Origin of the sequence: Lysinibacillus sp. FSL K6-1151 (assembly GCF_038630755.1) — a bacterium.
GTDB classification, from domain to species: Bacteria; Bacillota; Bacilli; order Bacillales_A; family Planococcaceae; genus Lysinibacillus; species Lysinibacillus fusiformis_D.
In genome coordinates this window covers 2,502,585-2,522,405 of record NZ_CP152040.1, presented here as the reverse complement: position 1 = coordinate 2,522,405, position 19,821 = coordinate 2,502,585, and the positions used below count along the sequence as shown (strand labels likewise).

At 36.1% G+C, this 19,821-nt stretch carries 21 protein-coding genes; 15 read left to right on the top strand and 6 right to left on the bottom strand.

Annotated features, from left to right (window positions below; all coding sequences use genetic code 11):
- The first annotated feature begins 45 nt into the window (after positions 1 to 45).
- The 3 genes from MHI04_RS12230 to MHI04_RS12220 all read left to right on the top strand — a co-directional run bounded on the left by MHI04_RS12230 (position 46) and on the right by MHI04_RS12220 (position 2,914).
- Complete coding sequence (locus tag MHI04_RS12230; protein WP_036117009.1) at positions 46 to 702, top strand: hypothetical protein; 657 nt, start codon at positions 46 to 48, stop codon at positions 700 to 702.
- A 238-nt stretch (positions 703 to 940) separates the two neighbouring features.
- Positions 941 to 1,684 carry an SDR family oxidoreductase gene (locus tag MHI04_RS12225; RefSeq protein ID WP_089932928.1) on the top strand — a complete coding sequence of 248 codons (744 nt, stop codon included), beginning with the start codon at positions 941 to 943 and terminating at the stop codon, positions 1,682 to 1,684.
- Between the two features lie 354 nt (positions 1,685 to 2,038).
- Positions 2,039 to 2,914 carry a cation diffusion facilitator family transporter gene (locus MHI04_RS12220; RefSeq protein WP_101966709.1) on the top strand — a complete coding sequence of 292 codons (876 nt, stop codon included), beginning with the start codon at positions 2,039 to 2,041 and terminating at the stop codon, positions 2,912 to 2,914.
- 1,014 nt (positions 2,915 to 3,928) lie between these two features.
- Here the strand turns inward: MHI04_RS12220 and MHI04_RS12215 are convergent.
- The 4 genes from MHI04_RS12215 to MHI04_RS12200 form a co-directional block, all read right to left on the bottom strand.
- Entirely contained in the window at positions 3,929 to 4,045 is a 117-nt protein-coding gene (locus MHI04_RS12215; protein ID WP_080717009.1) for a YjcZ family sporulation protein, read from the bottom strand.
- 138 nt (positions 4,046 to 4,183) lie between these two features.
- Positions 4,184 to 4,306 (bottom strand): hypothetical protein, encoded by a 123-nt coding sequence (locus MHI04_RS12210; protein ID WP_256375530.1) that lies wholly within the window; start codon positions 4,304 to 4,306, stop codon positions 4,184 to 4,186.
- A gap of 229 nt (positions 4,307 to 4,535) precedes the next feature.
- Positions 4,536 to 4,670, bottom strand: a complete 135-nt coding sequence (locus tag MHI04_RS12205; protein WP_080717008.1) for a YrzO family protein — start codon at positions 4,668 to 4,670, stop codon at positions 4,536 to 4,538.
- Positions 4,671 to 4,693: 23 nt separating this feature from the next.
- The gene (locus MHI04_RS12200) at positions 4,694 to 5,662 is read right to left on the bottom strand and encodes a DMT family transporter (protein WP_036117000.1); all 969 of its coding nucleotides are present in this window, start codon (positions 5,660 to 5,662) and stop codon (positions 4,694 to 4,696) included.
- Positions 5,663 to 5,796: 134 nt separating this feature from the next.
- Between MHI04_RS12200 and MHI04_RS12195 the strand changes: the two genes are divergently transcribed.
- The 7 genes from MHI04_RS12195 (at position 5,797) to MHI04_RS12165 (ending at position 11,456) form a co-directional block, all read left to right on the top strand.
- A complete protein-coding gene (locus MHI04_RS12195; protein ID WP_036116998.1) occupies positions 5,797 to 6,648 on the top strand; it encodes a LysR family transcriptional regulator in 852 nt (283 codons plus the stop codon).
- A 1,098-nt stretch (positions 6,649 to 7,746) separates the two neighbouring features.
- Positions 7,747 to 7,983: a hypothetical protein gene (locus MHI04_RS12190; protein ID WP_036116996.1), complete on the top strand. Its 237-nt coding sequence runs from the start codon at positions 7,747 to 7,749 to the stop codon at positions 7,981 to 7,983.
- A gap of 66 nt (positions 7,984 to 8,049) precedes the next feature.
- Positions 8,050 to 8,817 carry a hypothetical protein gene (locus tag MHI04_RS12185; protein WP_058843688.1) on the top strand — a complete coding sequence of 256 codons (768 nt, stop codon included), beginning with the start codon at positions 8,050 to 8,052 and terminating at the stop codon, positions 8,815 to 8,817.
- 253 nt (positions 8,818 to 9,070) lie between these two features.
- Positions 9,071 to 9,436, top strand: a complete 366-nt coding sequence (locus MHI04_RS12180) for a phage tail tube protein (protein WP_170829827.1) — start codon at positions 9,071 to 9,073, stop codon at positions 9,434 to 9,436.
- 2 nt (positions 9,437 to 9,438) lie between these two features.
- Positions 9,439 to 9,993 carry a M15 family metallopeptidase gene (locus MHI04_RS12175; protein WP_036116908.1) on the top strand — a complete coding sequence of 185 codons (555 nt, stop codon included), beginning with the start codon at positions 9,439 to 9,441 and terminating at the stop codon, positions 9,991 to 9,993.
- Positions 9,994 to 10,370: 377 nt separating this feature from the next.
- Complete coding sequence (locus MHI04_RS12170; protein ID WP_342534869.1) at positions 10,371 to 11,024, top strand: hypothetical protein; 654 nt, start codon at positions 10,371 to 10,373, stop codon at positions 11,022 to 11,024.
- Between the two features lie 9 nt (positions 11,025 to 11,033).
- A complete protein-coding gene (locus tag MHI04_RS12165) occupies positions 11,034 to 11,456 on the top strand; it encodes a hypothetical protein (RefSeq protein WP_342534868.1) in 423 nt (140 codons plus the stop codon).
- Between the two features lie 111 nt (positions 11,457 to 11,567).
- On the opposite strand, the gene MHI04_RS12160 is transcribed toward MHI04_RS12165, so the two are convergent.
- Positions 11,568 to 11,771, bottom strand: coding sequence for a hypothetical protein (locus tag MHI04_RS12160; protein ID WP_058843690.1), 204 nt, complete (start codon positions 11,769 to 11,771; stop codon positions 11,568 to 11,570).
- A gap of 664 nt (positions 11,772 to 12,435) precedes the next feature.
- Here MHI04_RS12160 and acnA point away from each other — a divergent pair.
- Both acnA and MHI04_RS12150 read left to right on the top strand, forming a co-directional pair.
- Positions 12,436 to 15,141, top strand: a complete 2,706-nt coding sequence (gene acnA / locus MHI04_RS12155) for an aconitate hydratase AcnA (protein WP_036120887.1) — start codon at positions 12,436 to 12,438, stop codon at positions 15,139 to 15,141.
- A gap of 191 nt (positions 15,142 to 15,332) precedes the next feature.
- On the top strand, positions 15,333 to 16,823 hold the full coding sequence (locus tag MHI04_RS12150) for an S-layer homology domain-containing protein (RefSeq protein WP_058843691.1): 1,491 nt from the start codon (positions 15,333 to 15,335) through the stop codon (positions 16,821 to 16,823).
- A 273-nt stretch (positions 16,824 to 17,096) separates the two neighbouring features.
- Here the strand turns inward: MHI04_RS12150 and MHI04_RS12145 are convergent, their stop codons facing one another.
- Positions 17,097 to 17,681, bottom strand: coding sequence for a DJ-1/PfpI family protein (locus MHI04_RS12145; protein ID WP_036120893.1), 585 nt, complete (start codon positions 17,679 to 17,681; stop codon positions 17,097 to 17,099).
- Between the two features lie 141 nt (positions 17,682 to 17,822).
- Here MHI04_RS12145 and MHI04_RS12140 point away from each other — a divergent pair, with 141 nt between their 5' ends.
- The 3 genes from MHI04_RS12140 to MHI04_RS12130 all read left to right on the top strand — a co-directional run bounded on the left by MHI04_RS12140 (position 17,823) and on the right by MHI04_RS12130 (position 19,807).
- Positions 17,823 to 18,266, top strand: coding sequence for an Lrp/AsnC family transcriptional regulator (locus MHI04_RS12140; protein WP_036120896.1), 444 nt, complete (start codon positions 17,823 to 17,825; stop codon positions 18,264 to 18,266).
- A gap of 698 nt (positions 18,267 to 18,964) precedes the next feature.
- Positions 18,965 to 19,612 (top strand): hypothetical protein, encoded by a 648-nt coding sequence (locus tag MHI04_RS12135; RefSeq protein WP_058843692.1) that lies wholly within the window; start codon positions 18,965 to 18,967, stop codon positions 19,610 to 19,612.
- A gap of 54 nt (positions 19,613 to 19,666) precedes the next feature.
- Positions 19,667 to 19,807, top strand: coding sequence for a hypothetical protein (locus MHI04_RS12130; RefSeq protein ID WP_231744998.1), 141 nt, complete (start codon positions 19,667 to 19,669; stop codon positions 19,805 to 19,807).
- Positions 19,808 to 19,821: the final 14 nt, after the last annotated feature.

Sequence of the window (19,821 nt, the reverse complement as noted above, 5' to 3'; positions counted from 1 at the left end):
TAGCTTTACAGAACTTGCATATAGTCCCGAATAAGGGGGCTATAAATGTTTATCAAAAAGGTATTTACGTTATGGTTTCTACTAGCTGTTATTGTTTGTAGTGGATTTTTCCTTTTGGCGAATGCACCTATTCAATATGCTGAAAAATCCAATGTTTCAGTGCCACAGCCCAGCAATAATGAATTATTGGGTTATATTCAGCAATATCAATTTTTAATCAGTGAGATTTCCCATGCCTTGCGCAAAGAAAATTATAGCTTTCAATTAGATTACGGGGTTCTGCCTAATGACAAAATCGAACTTCTCGTGTCATTACCAGACAAGGCTGATACTAGCACCAAACAAAAAATAGAAGAAATTATGTTGAACGTGTTGAAAGAAAATAATTTAAATCCCGTTTTTTTTCAATTAACGTTAAAAAATCTTTACGAACCAGCAAAGCCTAGCTCAACGCGACTAAGCTATAATGATGTCCTAGCCAATCTATTTGAAGAAATGATTGACCAAAATTATGGCATCTTCAGTATCGATCATAGTATTACATCTGAGGAAATTCAGATAAGGATTAATTTAACACAAGAGAAAAATAACATGATACAAAAGCAGGTTTATCAGCTAGCGGAAGACATGATTAAGAAACATCATTATGATGTAGAGCAATTTTCTATCGATGTTCAAAATAACATCAAAATTTTAGATTAAAGGGTTATGACAAAAGTTTTTTAAATGCAGATCATTGATTAGGAAAGAGCTGTATAGAAAAACTCTGGCATAAACAATCTATGAAATAAATAGTAGCACATCCCTCTTATATAGAGAGGAGAGCCTATTTAGGGTGAGGTTGTACGTTAATACTAAAGACTGAGCAGACCAGTTTGGTTATGCTCCTTTTTTATATCAATGAACACCTCTATATCCTATAAAATGGAGGTTAAGAATGATGAATAAAATAGCTATCGTTACAGGTGCAAGTCATCCAAGAGATATAGGTACAGCTATTTGCAGAAGATTGGCTGCGGATGGGGTAAATATTTTTTTCACACACTGGCAAGCTGATCCTGCTTGGATTGATGAATTCCAAATGGAGATAGAGAGTATGAGGGTCTCTTGTGAAGATATGACGATTGATTTATCAAATCCACTGGCAGCACAAACGATATGTCAGAAGGTTGTTGAAAAACTAGGCGTACCTTCCATTCTAGTAAATAATGCAGCTCATTCAGCACAAGATGGCTATTTAAAGTTAGATGCGCTAACACTCGACCAACATTACGCAGTCAATATGAGGTCAACCTTTCTTCTTTCTGTTGAATTTGCCCGACTGTGGAAAAAGGCCAATTTAAAAGCAGGCAGAATTATTAATATGACATCAGGTCAGGATTTAGGTCCGATGGTTGGGGAATTAGCCTATGTCTCGACGAAAGGAGCTATTTCAGCGTTTACAAGGTCCTTAGCTCAAGAACTCGCTCCCTTAGATATTACCGTAAATGCTGTCAATCCAGGGCCAACAGATTCTACTTGGATGAATGACGGCATTAGAACCCATCTGTTACCGAAATTTCCACTGGGTCGGATTGGTACGCCGGATGACGTGGCGAAAACCATTAGCTTTCTTGCAAGTGAAGAGGCTACCTGGATAACTGGACAAATCATTCATTCAGAAGGTGGGTTTTTGCGAGGATAGAAAAGTTGAGATTAAGAGTCTTGCTAGGCATTGGGGCAGGCTCTTTGTATGTCAACAAATGACCTAACATAAAAAGGGTCACTCCCAAATATGGAAATGACCAAGTTTTGTAAGGTGTGTTCGTTGGAGGAAAAAATCTTAAAGAACAGATTCTATATTATTTTATTCGTTTAAAATAATAATTTCTAGGTTTTTAACCAGTGACTAAGCTTCTTCCTCAAGGCTGTATTTTTTCCCATAATCAACACTTTTATACTCCTCCTACTTATGTATAGTAAGGCAAAAAGGTTGCTGTAGACCCACTCGATGTTGAGTTGTTATTATAAAAATGTACGTAAGTGGGAGGTAAGTGAATTGGAAGCAGAAAGATATAATAATCTTAAATTAGGTGAGCGTGGTGCAATCATCAGTATTATTGCCTATATAGTTTTGTCCATTATAAAAGTTGTAATGGGATACATGACGGGTTCAGAAGCTTTGAAGGCGGATGGGCTAAATAATACGACCGATATTATTGCCTCTATTGCAGTACTTATAGGGCTAAAGCTTTCTCAAAAACCTGCAGACCATGATCATCGATACGGTCATTGGAAAAGTGAAACCATTGCATCGATGGTAGCTTCATTTATTATGATGGCGGTTGGTATTCAAGTATTAGTGGGTGCTTTTACGTCCATTTTTCAAGGTGGAAAAGAATCTCCAGATATGATCGCAGCCTATGTTGGGTTAGGATCAGCAGTGGTTATGTATGCTGTCTATCGTTACAATAAAAAATTGGCTGACAAGATAAACAGTAAAGCAGTCATGGCTGCCGCTAAAGATAATTTGTCAGACGCTTGGGTAAGTATTGGCACTGCTGTAGGGATTTTAGGATCACAACTACATATGCCTTGGTTGGATACGGTAACTGCTATAGTGGTAGGTTTCATCATTTGTAAAACAGCTTGGGACATCTTTAAAGAAGCTTCTCATGAACTTTCTGATGGATTTGATGAGAAAATTCTTCAAACATACAAAGATATTATTTTAAAAATAGAGGGAGTCAAAGGGCTAAAAGAAATCAGAGGAAGAAATTATGGTAACAACGAGGTGATAGACGTCGTCATTCTTGTAGATGCAAACTTAGATATAACGGAAGCTCACGATGTCGCGTCTGTTGTTGAAAAAAATATGGTTGAAGAACAAGGCGTTTATGAAGTGCATGTACATGTTGAACCCAAGGAAGCATAGTCGGGTATAGCAGTTACGATGAACATTCATCAAGTGTGAGGAGTTTTGGTACATTCCTGTCCAATTCAATAATAATTAAATTTGTAAGGATAAAATTTTATCATAGCACCTACAATTCAATTCGCGGCTTTCAGACTGTGGCAAATACAATGTTTGTCACAGTTTTTTTCTTTGATATCTTACTCTTCATTCTTTTGCGTAGTAGCATGTTGTTTTGGAGACAGTCTAAATGATATTCATAAGCTAATGGATATCTTTTAAATAAAAGACTGTCGAAATGATGAAGGTTAATGTAGTGTAAAGAGCTGTTAGAACACTTTGGAGTAGCAGAAGCGTTTGTTCGTTCTGCTTGAAATGGTAGAAACAGTGCATAGCATGTTTGAGACATACCTGTCAAAAAATTTATGAGCAGTTGAGCTTGCTTTAGAAGGGGATTGTCTGATGAAGGCTACCACAATTAAGCAACCTTGAGTGTGCTTAATCACTCTTGGTGAGAAAAAATTGTAACATGTAGTTGGGCAACACCTTGATCCAATTGCTATCCAAGCTGGTAAAACAATGGACATAGGATATTGTGAATGTCCTCTAATTAAAAAAGCGCTTCAAAAGTATGGAATTGGAAATGCAAATTTACCAATGGGTCTTGTCATTTAACTTCTAAATCATTTAAATGGTCATTGAATTCAGAAATAATTAGAGGTCGATGAACTGCACTTTGGTGATTTGAGGAGTGGTTGTTATGCATGGAAGCTGAATACAGTGAAAGTATTATCTAAGCCAGTGCTGACAAAAGGGAAGTTAAGCCTATAGGAATGAGATAAGGAAATAGTTGAAAGAAGTGTTCAGTAAACGAGTTGTGACAATATATGCAGGTGAAGAAAAGAAATTAATAAAAGGGTCACTGGGGTGGGGGAAGACCCTTTGATCATAATAAGTGTGTAGAAGGATGTTAGATAGCATTAGATTATGGTAGCTTAAAGAAGGCGTTTATGGATGTAGCCAATAATAAAGGTGTTACTTATGCATAAAACGAGCGCCAACAATAATTAAAAGAATAAATAGGACAACGATTAGTGCAAATGATAAATTATCATGTTTGCCATAGTCTGTATGATAAACTTCATTTCCCATATTAAATCTCCCCCTTTCTATAATCTAGAATATGTAGAGTTATAGATAGGAGAGATGCTATTCATCTAATTAATCATTCCTTCCTTTCGTAAAAAAATAATTTAATCACTCTATTAACCTATTTATGTATTAAAGTAATTACTTGTGTTTTTCAAGTTCTTCGATACGTTTTTCTAGCTTTTTAATCTTAGCATCAGCTGATGAAGCAAAAGCAAAAGAAGCTGCTGCAAATAGAAAAGCTATTAAAGCAAAAGTATTCATCGGAAACCTCCTAATAATGATAAAGGAAAACTGTCTGCATTAATTTACGGATGAAACTGGCAAAGGTTTCAAATAGTTTAAAGGCGATGAATAAAGAAAAAGCCGCAGCGTTTGTATACGCCACAGCTCGAATTGGTTTATGCCCGTCGATGGCTTAGTCAGATACGCACTATAACACATTGAAGATACATAGTAATCACATTCCTAATAATGCCTTTATTAAACTTAATTATTTTCTAAGTACATCTTTTAATAGCTGTATCATTTCAGCCTGCTGTTCTATTTTTTTACGACCATTTCGATTAATTGCAGCAAGCTCTAAGCCAATTGCAGCAGCAAAGAAGAATAATAAACTTTCATACATATAAAAACCTCCAAACGTTTAAATCAAATAACCTTACTCAACTGTTCCTTTAGTAAATTCTTCTGATGCTCGTTTTCTTCTTTACGCTGATATACATTGTTTCGCATGAGGGCGATAATAACAAGCAATGTCCCTGCAACATCAAAAATTGTTATTTTATATCCTTGGATCATCATAATGACTAATGTTGTGATTGGGACGAAGTTAATGAATAAAATTGCATTTACGGACGATAAAATTTTTACGCCATAGTTCCAACTAAGTAATGCCACAAAACCTGGTAATATCATCATGAATAATAAATCATACTTAACTACAGAAATCGTTCCTATGTTTGGCATAGACACATGCCCTTGGATTGTAAATAACACTGTTAAGAAACCTGTTACAATTGTTCCAAAAACACATGTCAATGTTGAATAGCGAAGGGTAGACCAATCACTAAATGATGCTCCACCCATCGTATAAATCACCCATCCAACAACACCAATGAGGATAAATGCGAGTGAAAACAGATTATGCTTAAGTGTAAGTAAGAAGCTTATATCACCTTTTGTAATGACAAAAATTGCACCAATAAAAGCAATAGCCATACTGATCATCATGTATTTCTTCGGTTTCACATGTTTAAATCCCCATAAAACGCCAATTGAAATCATCGGCATGAGCGCCTCCATAATAGAAGCTACCATAATACCTGATTTTCCCATTAACATTTGGCCATAGAAAATTAGCACATTATATACAGTAAAAGCCATCGTTCCGTAGAAGACTAGCAGCTTTCCTTTTCCTTCAAAACGAAATGCCTGTCTTCCTTCTTTTATCCATAAGAAAATGACTAGTATAATAGCTACAGCTCCATATCGTATAGTTGAAAAATAGAATGGATCTATGTAGGCCAAAGCATGATCTGCGACTGGAAACATTGCTCCCCATGACATACTTGCTATTAAACATGCCACTGCGCCTTTTAATAATTGAACATTTTTCACATTTATCACTCCGTATATCCCAATTCTTTTTAAATTCCGCAATAGCCATTATAAAAAAGAATATGCATCATGTATAATGATTGAAAACGATTAATAACATCATTTAAAATGATATTTTACAAGAGGAGCACTTAATGGAACTACGAGACTTGTTGATTTTTAAGAGCGTCGCAAATCACGGAAGTGTGAGCCATGCAGCAAAGGAATTAAATTATGTTCAATCTAATGTAACAGCGCGTATAAAGCTATTAGAAAAGGAGCTCAAAACATCGCTTTTTTACCGCCATAAAAAGGGGATGACATTAAATGCAGAAGGAAGAAAAATGCTAGTATATGTTAATAAAATTTTGCAGGATGTCGAAGAATTGAAACAAGTATTTTTAGATAGTGATTCACCAGCAGGTACTTTAAAAATTGGTACAGTTGAAACGGTGAATATATTGCCAAATATTCTTGCTTCTTATTACAAAGAGTGTCCCAATGTCGATTTAACACTGCAAGCTGGTTTAACTGAAGAACTCATTAAAGAAGTTACAGATCACCAATTAGACGGGGCTTTTATTACCGGGCCCATTAAACATCCACTTTTAGAACAATACGATGTATGTAATGAAGAACTCGTTCTTATAACCCCCAAAAAAACTTTTCATATAGAGGAATTTATGACTACACCAATTCTTATGTCAAACCAAGGTTGCGGTTATCGAGCGAAGCTAGAGCAGTGGCTTAAAGACGAGGGCTTACTCCCTAAAAGGATCATTGAATTTAACATATTAGAAACCATTTTAAAAAGTGTTGCAATTGGTCTAGGAGTTACGATTGTTCCGCGATCAACTGTTGAACATCTTTCTACTACAGGCAAGGTTTATTGTCATCCAATCCCAGATAAATACGGCATTATTTCAACCGTCTTTATACGACGGAAAGATGCATATATGACAAAATCGATGGAATATTTTTTGAAAAAAATTGTTGAGCACCAATAACTTTCACGGTTTGTTTTGACGTCCCGATACTGATTTAAATAGTGTCCTTAGAGTATTAGCGATTTTAAGGGCATTGAATCCAAAGTGAATGGCAAGATTTAAAAGATACAGGAGCAATTGGGAAAGAATAAATATAAAGAGCGCGTATATCCTTTTCGCCAGGTATTAATATTGCTGAAATAATGGTCCTTTGAAAGAATATTTTATTGCGTTAAAAGTACATTAAGGTTTTTCTATTTAAAGCTAGTCTCATTTTGTGGATATAACTCTAATTGAATTGTATTTTTACAAAAGTCAATAGACCTTTTCAAATTTTGTACAAACAATTCTAAACGCATATAAATTTCCATTTTCAAGCCCCGTAGATAAAAAATAGTTATATCAACGTGATAACGAGTTGAAATGATTGGTGTTACGAATGTTAATGTTACAAATTTTTTTATTATTCATCCCAAAGGACTGAATATATTCTCCGATTTAAGAGCTTTTATGTTACTTCACATTTTGAGGATAAAACAGGCTATGTGAATGAAAATTAATAATGAAATCGAATTATTGCATGAACGGCATCGTTTTTGAAAGAAATTGTACATTAAATGGGTTTCATGGTGGGGTTAGAAAATAATAAAGGGTCACGCTGCGAGTAGTGACCCTTTACTAGCATAGTTTTAGTGCAAACTTCAAAAGTACTAATTATATTTTAGTGAAACTACCTGTGTAGAGACGTATAATCAAACGCGTACCTTATGACCAATGTATTGGGCTCTTTCCAATTTAATTGATATGCCCCTTCTGAAAAGGGTCTATAGCCATCATCGGTATGTGTATTTATTAAATATTTACTCTATGATATCAAAGGGGTGGGGGAGTTTCAGCTCAATTCGTAGTCTTACAAAATGTATTACATGAAGGGCTACCTTTGTTGAATGAGTATGTCCCCATTTGAATTAAAAATGCATAAATGAATAACTAATTGCAAATCCACGGGGTGAAGCTTTTCTACAAGAATCCAAGTACTAAGAAACAAATGAAAGAGGGATTTTTTCCCTAATTGGAGAATATAATACTAATAAGAAAATTTAAAGGGGTGACGAAAAAATGAATAACAATATTAAAGATGTGGAAAAAAAGCATAAATATAAAATCTATCCAAAATCAGAAAGACTAACAGTAGTCTTTTTATTTACATCCGTCCTAGTTTGGGGGTTTTATGATAGATTTACGACAGGTCATTGGGGAGTTCCAGCATATTTGATAATCATGACTTTTGTCTTTAATTTAATTGTTAGAAGTTATTATAGTAGAAAGGAAAAAAAAGGAGACGGAAAATTATAACTTTACATAAATACCTAATTAAGTTGGTGTAAAATAGTACCAAAAATACTATTATGAGGTGATGAAATGTTAAATTCAAAAAAAATAATTGCTAGTGCTCTTTGTTCAACTATGTTATTTGCAAGTAGCAGTGTATGTATTCCTAATGCATATGCCTCAGAAATTGCTCCAACAGAGTATAGGGTAGTAGATTCTGTAACTACGGATAGTTCGCTTAATTTTAATCTAGTTAATTCTTTAAATAATATTGATATTAATGTTGAATATACTGACGATGGTTTTGTAGTAAACTCACTCAATAACGGAAATGAAAAAAGTACTTTGATTTATAATAGTTCTACTGGTATTGCTACTTTAAATGGTAAAGATATTAATCTTGAGATAACTGAACCTGACTTTAATGCAGATACAAATTCAGATATGTCAGTTTATGCTACTGATTATGTTTATGTAGCTCCAGCCAGTCTTTCTTTTAAAGGTGTAGCTACATCATTTAGTGATGTAGCCACTTTAATGACAGGTGTAATTGTTATAGGTGCATGGTTAGGAGTAAAGCTTCCTAATAAATTAGTATCTGATAAAGTATCAAAAGCATTAGGCGCAATTGGTGTTACAGCTCTAATAGTAGAAAGACAGGTGAGCGGCACATGGAAAGCGGATTTGGTCAGAACAAAAGATAAATTTAATACTGGGTACCCAGGTTCTATAAATCAATATCAATACAAGTTTCGTTATCAAGATATTAATTCATCGCTAACAATTGGACCTTGGAAAATAGATTTTGCTGTTGATAATGTTGGCGATTGGTGGTTCCAAGATAAACCTATGAGATAAGAAACATTTATTTTTAAGAGCTCTGCACTAACTGAATATGACTGTTTAATGTATCATCTTATCGTAAAAAACCAGGCGCTCGAATGAGTACCTGGTTATTTTTCTATTTTAATACAGAATCATTTAACAAAACATTAAATTCGTCAACTTTACTGTTGTCTGAAATCTGTTGTTACGAGCGAAGTTGTAAACGTAACAGGGCTATATCTCAGCTCTATATCACAACGGTAGTAGCAGAGGGGAGGGCAATAAATTGGAACAAAAGAAACCAGTGATTCCGTTGAATCTTCAGTACTTTGCAGACACAACCATGCATGCTCGTGATGCTATTCATGGTGCACAAGGGAAAGCGTATGTGAGGGTTGAAGGAAAACGTTATTTATTTGCACAGCTAATCAACCTAGAGGCACGTATGGACAAAACCAAAACACAAGTCCCTATTATGGGTCGTGTAGCTAAAGGGAATAGATCAACAGGTGCAGAGTATCCAGAAAGTGCCACATTCTATTTCAATACATCTATTTTCCGTAAATTATTGAAGCGTTATAAAGACACTGGAGAAGATGGCACAAACAGCCTGCCGACTACTCTTTCAAGAGTGCTACAAGGCAGGTATTGACTTTGTTTTCATCACAGAAATATCGTAGCCAAGCTCGCCAAAACTATCTATATGAGCAAGGGAGAACAAGACCAGGGCAAGTAGTTACCTGGACACGAAATAGTAATCATACATCGCGTAGAGCTTGGGATATTGCTGTAGCACCGCCAAGAAATTTATATGATATTTCTACTCTTTCAAAGGTTGGGGCAATAGCTAAAAAACTAGGAATCACTAGGGGAGGCTATTGGCCTGTAGGTCAGTATGATGCACCTCATTTTGAAATTCCTACAACATGGAAGATGCCTGCAGGTTATAAATTTGAAGGACAAGTAATCGTGCCCTCAAGTAGTGCCATAAAGGTACAACTCATTGTAGAGGATACACAAAAACAAAAGGAGGATGATACTATGAAATTCACAAGCACAACCGCAAAAGCTGCAGTACGTGATTACATTCAACAAGCCGTAGACAAAAAGGTGATTGATAAGTCATGGCTTGAAAAATTCGATAATGGAACTATGACAAGTGGTGATTTTGAAGGATTGAAGATTATCATTGCACAACGTAGCGTTTAACAGCAAATGCCTGTTACCTTAATCAGTAATGGGCATTTCATAAAAATATTATAAGAATAGTAATGTAAATGATATGTCCATAGTCAAATTAGTGAACTTGTTATTAGCAATATTTTTTTGTTTTTATTGAAAATGTCAAGCATAAAATGGAGTTAACGCTATAAATGTATATATAGCACTAAAAAAATATCGATACCACTAAAAAAAGATGGGAATAAGTGGCGTGATTTGGCGGACTTGACGAATTTCCTATGAGTAGCGTCAAAAAAGTGGCGTGAACATAATATTGAATTGGGGAAGTTACCAATGATAGGATAATAATTAACTCGAGGTAAGGATTTGCTAGTGAATCAAATACAAGTTTGAAGGGATAAATCATGAAACATACAAAAATTATTAGTATTTTACTAACATTTACTTTATTAATTAGCATTGTATTTCCACCAGCTGCCTCAGCAATAGAATTCACAGATAATGATCAAAATGAAAGTTTATATTCGGAAACTGAATTATTAGTTCCTCAACTAGATACAGAGGAATATAATAAATACATTTTAGATACTGAAAATTATATAAATGAGCATCCGGAATTTAAGGAACTATATGAATCATTTACCGATGTTGAAAGACAATATTTTTGGGATTCTATTAACACTGCACGAACTCCTTTTATGAATTCACTGGAATCTGAACAATTTATTGTTGCTCCGAGGGTCGCTCCGATTGTATGGTTCGTTGCAGCTACATGTGTTAAACTAGTTGTAAAACAAATTCCAAAAGCAACAGTGAAATTTTCTTCACACGCAGTTATACAGGCTAATGCACGTCAACTTTCTTCCAAACAAGTTGCTGATGCAATTGTAAATGGAAAAAAATTCATGGATAAACATACACGTGCTAGAGCTATTTATGATAAAGATCAAAATATTAATGTAGTGTTTATAGGGAATTCAAAAGAGGTTGTAACGGTTTACAAACCTGATAGTGGGGAAATCGCTAAGAAATTTATTAGTAGTAACTGGGGATGGTAAGATTTAATTATGGCAACCTTATACGATAGATCATTTGATGCATCAAAGACAAGTTTAGAAGTGGTTAATATAGAGAGTGATACTATTTCCAGTAATATTTTGATTAAATTTAATTGTGGTGAACATCATTTAGATTTTAAGTTTTTGGTTTTACGAAGTGATCTTATAATGCTGCATACGCTGATATTAAATAATTGGGACGAATTATTGGAAGCAGAAGTATGGGACTCAACGGATCCATCTTTTTCATTTGCTATTTTAGCGAATAATAGTGACCTAATTGATGAACAGATTTATCAATTCCAATTTTGGATTGATGCAGGAGAATATAACTCTCATAGAGCTACTCGTTCCGGTATTGGTATTACAATTTATCAAAATAGAAAATCTATTGAACAATTTGCATTACAGATAAAAAAAGAATTTGATTAGGATTTAAAGCAAAGGCCAGGCGCTCATTCAAAAATGAGTACCTGGTTTTTTTTTATTTCCACAAATTAATTACTTAATAAAATACAAACCAAAATAAATAAACCAAGACAGCTACATGCCATCTTGGTTTATTTTCATTTCTAATAATACTTGTTTACGTTCTAATATTAATTCCATGAGCTCGTCTAAATCTTCCTCTAAGGCGTGGTCTCTTATAAAGCTACGTGCTCCAGATCGTGCACTAAGATATTTAGCACGTTCTTTATTCTTCGCTTGCCAACGTTTATTCGCCTCAGTCTGCGGATTTTTCTTCATTAAATCCTCCTCTTTAATATAGTACGATGTCTTTAAAAAGAAGTACCTAAATTTTTCCGCAATTTACATTTAAAAAACACAAGTTGAAAAACTGTTGGTTAATCATATGAATGGTACCAGACGCTCAAATGTGCACCTGGTTTGTTTTTTATTAAAGCAGAACTGATTATCCAAGAAGAAACAAATTGTAAGGTATTGTCATATGTGTATATGTATATTATATAGTTATTAAAATAGTTGCATCATTTCTTTAATGTTTAATTATAAAGAAGTTAATAATCTAAAAGTAAAAGTTGTTGTATTGATTTTTTCTACTACTCATACGTGTCAGGATGAATTTTTATTTACTATTTATTCCTGCGGTACACTTTTTACAAAAAGTGTACCGCAGCTCGTACCGCAATCTGTACCACAGTTAAATACATTTAGATATGCTTCGTTAGATAGGTATAGAAACCCACGTTAATACAAACCCTTGATATTATGCACATCAAAAAATTAAAAACATCAGGATAGAAATCAAGGTCATAAGTTATGCTTATCAAAAAAGATAATATTAATGTAATTTACTTATGAATATAAATGCGCTATCATGGGTATTGGAGAAAAGATGCTACACATTTTTAAAGCCTTTTCAAAAAGATATATTTAGGGGGATCCGCAAATGGCACAAGGTAATTTACACAACAGCCGTGCATCATTCGAAGTGAATGGTAAAACTTACAATTACTATGACTTAGCTGCGATTGAAAAAGCTGGCGTTGCAAAAGTTTCAAACCTTCCTTACTCAATTAAAGTGTTATTAGAATCTGTTTTACGTCAATATGATGCGTATGTAATTAAAGAAGAACATGTAAACGAATTAGCAAAATGGGGCAATGGTGCTGACCCTGAAGCAGAAGTACCATTCAAACCATCCCGCGTTGTATTACAAGACTTTACTGGTGTACCAGTAGTTGTTGACCTTGCATCACTTCGTTCTGCAATGAAGGAAATGGGCGGTGACCCAAGCAAAATCAACCCTGCTATTCCAGTTGACCTTGTAATTGACCACTCAGTACAAGTTGACAAATACGGTAATGCATCTGCACTGCAAGCAAACATGGACCTTGAGTTTGAACGTAACGCTGAGCGTTATAACTTCTTAAAATGGGCTCAAACTGCTTACAATAACTTCCGTGCTGTACCACCAGCAACAGGTATCGTTCACCAAGTAAACTTAGAGTACTTAGCTCCAGTTGTACACGTAAATGAAAATGCTGACGGCACATTCGAAACTTTCCCAGATTCAGTAGTAGGTACTGACTCTCATACAACAATGATCAACGGTATCGGCGTTCTTGGATGGGGCGTAGGTGGTATTGAAGCTGAAGCAGGTATGCTTGGTCAGCCTTCATACTTCCCAATTCCAGAAGTTATCGGCGTTAAATTAGTTGGCGATCTTCCAAACGGAACAACGGCTACTGACTTAGCATTAAAAGTAACACAAGTATTACGTCAACGTGGCGTAGTTGGTAAATTCGTTGAGTTCTTCGGACCTGGCGTATCTAAATTACCACTAGCTGACCGTGCGACAATCTCAAACATGGCTCCTGAATATGGTGCTACATGTGGTTACTTCGCAATCGATGAAGAATCATTAAACTACATGCGTTTAACTGGTCGTGACGAAGAGCACATCGCGGTTGTTGAAGCTTACCTTAAAGCAAACCACATGTTCTTCGATCCAGCATTAGAGCCAGTTTACACTGATGTTTTAGAAGTAAACTTAGCTGAAATCGAACCAAACCTTTCTGGTCCAAAACGTCCACAAGACTTAATTCCACTATCTCAAATGCGTTCTCGTTACAAAGAAGCAGTGGTGGCACCACAAGGTACACAAGGTTTCGGTTTAACAGAAGATGAATTCGCAAAAACTTCTGTAGCGAAATTCGCTGAAGGCGATGTAGAAATTCCAACAGGTGCTGTTGCAATTGCAGCGATCACTTCTTGTACAAATACATCTAACCCATACGTATTAATTGCTGCGGGCTTAGTGGCGAAAAAAGCTGTAGAAAAAGGTCTAACAGTGCCTAAATGGGTAAAAACTTCTTTAGCACCAGGTTCTAAAGTTGTAACTGGTTACCTTGAAGATTCAGGTTTACAAACGTACCTTGATACAATCGGCTTCAACACTGTAGGTTATGGTTGTACAACATGTATCGGTAACTCAGGTCCATTACTTCCTGAAATCGAAGATGCAATTAAAGCAAATGACTTATTCGTAACTTCTGTACTTTCTGGTAACCGTAACTTTGAAGGTCGTGTACACCCACTTGTAAAAGCTAACTACTTAGCTTCTCCACCACTTGTTGTTGCTTATGCACTTGCTGGTACAGTGGATATCGATCTACAAAAAGATTCATTCGGTAAAGACAAAGATGGTAATGAAGTATTCTTCGCGGATATTTGGCCATCAACAGAAGAAGTTAATGCAGTATTAAGTACTGTTGTTAACCGTGAGTTATTCCAAAAAGAATACGAAACAGTATTCACAGCGAACGAAAAATGGAATGCAATTGAAACATCAACTGAGTCTCTATACACATTTGATGATAAATCAACTTACATCCAAAACCCACCATTCTTCCAAGGTCTTGCAAAAGAGCCAGAAGCAATCCAAGGCTTAGACGGCTTACGCATTATGGCGAAGTTCGGTGACTCAATCACAACTGACCATATTTCTCCAGCTGGTGCAATCGGTAAAGATACACCTGCAGGTAAATATTTAATTGAAAACGGTGTTGCAATCCGTGACTTCAACTCTTACGGTTCTCGTCGTGGTAACCACGAAGTAATGATGCGTGGTACATTTGCAAACATCCGTATCCGTAACCAAGTGGCTCCTGGTACAGAAGGTGGATTCACTACTTACTGGCCAACAGGCGAAGTAGAGTATATCTATGACGCATGTATGAAATACCAAGAGCAAGGTACTGGCTTAGTCGTACTTGCTGGTAATGACTACGGTATGGGTTCTTCTCGTGACTGGGCTGCGAAAGGTACATTCCTACTTGGCGTGAAAACTGTTATCGCACAATCTTACGAGCGTATCCACCGTTCTAACTTAGTAATGATGGGTGTTCTTCCACTTCAATTTATGCCAGGTGAATCTGCTGAGACACTAGGCTTAACTGGTAAAGAAGAAATCTCTGTTAACATTACTGACAACGTAAAACCACGTGAAATCTTAACAGTAACTGCTAAATCTGAAGACGGCACAGTTAAAACTTTCCAAGCTTTAGCTCGTTTCGACTCAGAAGTAGAAGTAGACTACTACCGTCACGGTGGTATCCTACAAATGGTTCTACGCGCAAAAGCTGCTGAGTAATCATCATCATAAAAACCGATCTCTTAGGAGGTCGGTTTTTTTATATGGAGGATAAAAATTAGATCGAACCAAATGACGGATATATTGGATAATTATATTTTAATTTCCAACTAACCTAGCATTTTCCCAAATCTTTAGATAAAATTAATATGTAAGCATTACATTTTACATAAATGGGGGGACGATTAATTATGACAAAGAAAAAACATAAGCTTTATACGGCGGCAACAGCTGCAATGGCGGTTACAGCTGTTGCAGTAGTACCTGTTTCGGCTGCTAGTCCATTTTCAGATGTGAGCGAAGATCATGCATATTTTAACGGTATTTCCACATTACATGCAGCAGATATTATTCATGGTTTTCCAGATGGTACATTTAAGCCCTCACAGGACGTAACACGTGGACAGGCGGCAAAGATGATAGCAAGTGCTTTTCAATTAACAACAACGGATTTGACTGTAGAAAATCCGAATTTCAAGGATGTTGACTCATCTAGCCCATACTATAAGGCGATAGTTACACTAGTAAATCTTGGGGTTGTACAAGGCTATGAGGATGATACATTCCGTCCAGATGACACGATTACACGTGGTCAAATGGCGATAATGGTAGCAGAGGCAGCAGGTTTAACAGCGAAAGGCAAAAGCCCATTTACTGATGTACAGCAAAATAGTCCATTTGCAGAGGCAGTAACAGCACTGTATGAGGCAGGCGTTGCGAAGGGGGTTTCTGCCACAGAATTTGGTGTAGATAAAAATGTTACGCGTGGTCAGTTAGCAACATTTATCGTCAACGCATTAGACTTACCTGTGGATACACAGCCTATACCGGAAGAAAAAGGGGAAGACCCTAAAGGGGAGCAGGTAAAGGAAGAACAGTCTACTACAACAAAAAATAGTGCTTTGTTAGAGGAAGTATTTACTAAAACAGTAGCCAAGCAAAAAGAGCTAAAAAGCATGAAGGCTACCATGACCATCTCTCAGTCAGTGGAGGCAAACGATGGCAAGGAAACCATGAAAATGGATTCTAAAGGCAACATGAAGATGGAAATTGTTACAGAGCCGATGCAATTCTTTGCTGATGGTACAATGTCGCTAACAGATCCAACAAGTGGTGAAGCGATTAATTTGCCGATTAAAATGTATATGACGGCTAAAGATGGTATGTATATGTATGAGGCAGAGCAAAAGGCTTGGGTAAAGTTCCCGAAACAATTATTTGAGGATGTACTTAGCCAAACAGGGATACAGCCAGATGCAACAGAACAATTGGAGATGCTACAAGCATTTGCTGAAGATTTCACATTAGTTGAAACAGCAAACCGTTATGAATTAACACTAAAGGGTGCTGGGGATAAATTCACAGAGCTAGTGAAGCAGCAGCTTGGCGCAATGAATTTAGGAATGGATGCTGATCTAGAGGCACAATTAGGTAACATGTCCTTTGATAGTCTCACATATAAATTATTGATTAATAAAGAAACATTTGATGTAGAAGAAATTGCTATGGATATGACCTTAAAGATGAAAGTGGAAGGCAATTCGATCAAAACAAGACAGCAAACTACAATTAAATATCATGATTTCAATGCGGTAACAACGATTACGATTCCAAAAGATGTGCTAGACAACGCGAAGGAAATGGATTTTAACACATCAGAAACAGCACCATTAGAAAAATAATAGCAATAAAGTAGGGTTACATCATAATATTTGGTGTAAGCCTGCTTTTTATCCTGCTGTAAATCATGTTTAAACGATGTTTACTAACTCAAAACTGGTAGTCAGTGCCTTAGCGGTTCGTGATTGACACCTATATATTGATCCTTAATCAGAACTATATCATTAGTTTCAAGAAGTAAAGAGTTAGGAGTGAAGTTATTACAATCAATATCAGAAAACAAATGTACATAATGAAGCTGTCCAAAATGAACTCTTTTGGACAGCTTTATAAAATTATTTAAAGCCCATTAAATCCTTTACTTTCAATGTATTATCAGGTGATGTTAGCATTTCAAGTAAGCCAAATGCGACATCGAATGCAGTGCCTGGGTTCGAAGATGTAATAATGTGCTCTGTGTAGACAATTCGTTCATTAGCAACATTTGCACCATAGGATTGAAGCTGCTCTAATCGTTTACTTGTTGGATGATTATAAGTTGTCGCCTTCTTATTTTGTAGAATACCGCTATGCCCTAATATTAGGGAGGCTACACAGATTGTTGCAATAGGCTTTTTCTGTTCATCAAAATGACGCACAACTGTTTGAAATTCCTCGCTAAAGGCATCTTCGTAAAAGCCTGCTTCCTCAAAGCCCCCTGGGATTGCTAAAGCATCAAAATCCTTTAAATCAATTTCATGCAGCAATTTTTCAGGAATGACGCTAAAATTCCATGTACATTGCAATTGTTTATGTAACCCGACTGTAATGACTTCTGTTGATTCATCGCCTTCCCATTTATTCCAGCCAAGCACATCTGTAAAAACACTGGCTTCCACGGCCTCGAAGCCATTTGCTAAAAGTAATAATATTTTTTTCATATTGATTCTGCCTCCTTTATTGCTTTTATTGTAATCAAAAGAGCTGAATGTTAACAGAAGCTGTATAATGTATTTTGGATAAAAAACTTTATTTGAAAAGGTATTATAGAAAAAATAATTGATTTAGAAAGGTGAAGGACCATGGATCAAATTGATATACAAATATTACAGCAATTACAGCACAATGCAAAAATCTCGATGAAGGAATTAGCAGCAATTGTTCATTTATCTTCTCCCGCTGTTATTGAACGGGTCAAAAAGCTGGAGGAACAAGGTGTGATTGAAGGGTATCATGCAAGGGTGAATTTGAAAAAGATGGAGCGCACTATTGAGGCCATTATTTTATTTAAATCCATTGATTGTAAAAGCCTCTCTGCATTTTGTAAGGCTCATCCTGATGTCTTGGCGTGCTATCGAGTGGCGGGGGAAATTAGCTATATTGTCAAACTAGCGACTTATTCAGTAGAAACATTAGAGCAGTTTATTGATGCAGCTATGCCCTATGGTACACCTTCTACCAATATCGTGTTATCTTCAACGGAAAAAAAGGTTATTAGCCCGTTTGCTGACAATGATTTAGAATAAATGACAAAAAAAGCAAACCTCGAAGCTATGAGCACCGTTTATAGGAAAGAGAGGGCTCATTTACGAACTAGAAAGAATAATGGAACAGCATACAGAGAGGCTTATTCGTCTTGCCTTTTACTATGGAAGAGATTGACAAAGTGCAGAAGATATCGTGCAGGATGTCTTAATTAAATTTTATGATAACCAACAAAACTATGAGGAACGTGGCGAGCTAAAGGCTTATTTATCGAAGCATCGAGGCAAAGATTTACGCAGTTGGGCCTATTGCAAAATTCAAGTACAACAGAAGCTTTTTGCAAAGCAAACTACCACTAGAAGGATATACTTGTACAGCAAGACGAACGCATTTTGATTGAAAATGTGATTCTAGCACTCCTATTCAAGCAGCGTGAGGTCATTTTTAAAACAATGTCTGTGGTGGATATAATTATCTGTAGATGAATTGGTGCAAAAACATAGCAATGGTACACGTTTTCCTTTAGTGGATGTCCCAAAACGCTATCAAAGTACAATATAGCCAGGTGATTGGGAACAATGCCTCTCAACCTCTCATCGATTTTCCTAGAGATGAAAATAGTGGAGGAACTTCAATAAAAGGAAGCTAGATATTCAACGTTTTAGAATGTCTAGCCTTTTCTGTACAATTGGATTAAAATACAATAGTTGTAACATTTTTCTATGCAGGAGGTGTTGAATTGGTATTTGCTCTATTAGATAATGCGACAGCCTTTTTCCTAAGCTTACCTCTTCTACTGATTTATTTAAAAAGTATACCGCAGGAAGAATCCCTATGGCGGTGGTCGATGCCTTTATGGTTGTTGAATTACAATGTCATTCGATATTTTGTCTCGGATGGCGAGATTTTTTGGGTTGTCCTTTGTTGGCAGTTATTATTTTTATGGCCAATAAGTCTAGCAATATATATTCATTTATACAATAAGGAAAAGCAGTGGGCGTTTTACATAGGATTAAAGAAAAAGCATGTACTCATTGTGGCTTCATTGATGGTGCTATTTGGGGGAGCTCTCATCTATTCACTTCATCAGGCAAATGAGCAAGTGATTGTTTTTCATCAGGAGGTCATGGAAGAACTTGAGATCAGTTCAGATCGACAGCATTATTTAATGTATAATGCGAATGCACCTTCTACACTTCTTGGTGTAGCGGATGACATAGCTGAGGTACGCAGAGGTCGGGTTTATGCAGCCACTTTCCCTTGGAGCAGCAAGGTGATTGTGCACCTAGATAATTGGCAAAAGGAATTGACCTATGTCCGTTTTTATAATGGATGGAAGCTGGATGGGCTATACCGAGAAAGTAGTACGGAGTATCACAATGAATAAGCAAAGTGGAATTAGCCAGTTGTATTGAAGGAAGATGAATTAAAGGCTAGATTAATGGCATTGAAAAAGGGTCAGGCTACTTGGCAGCAAGAGCATCAACAGCAGGTTTTGCATGCCATGCTAGCACATATCGGTTCTACTGAAGTGAGCTACGAGATACATGGATTTAGGGCAGCTTTTATGAATGGATTTTAGAAAAAATTTGCTGA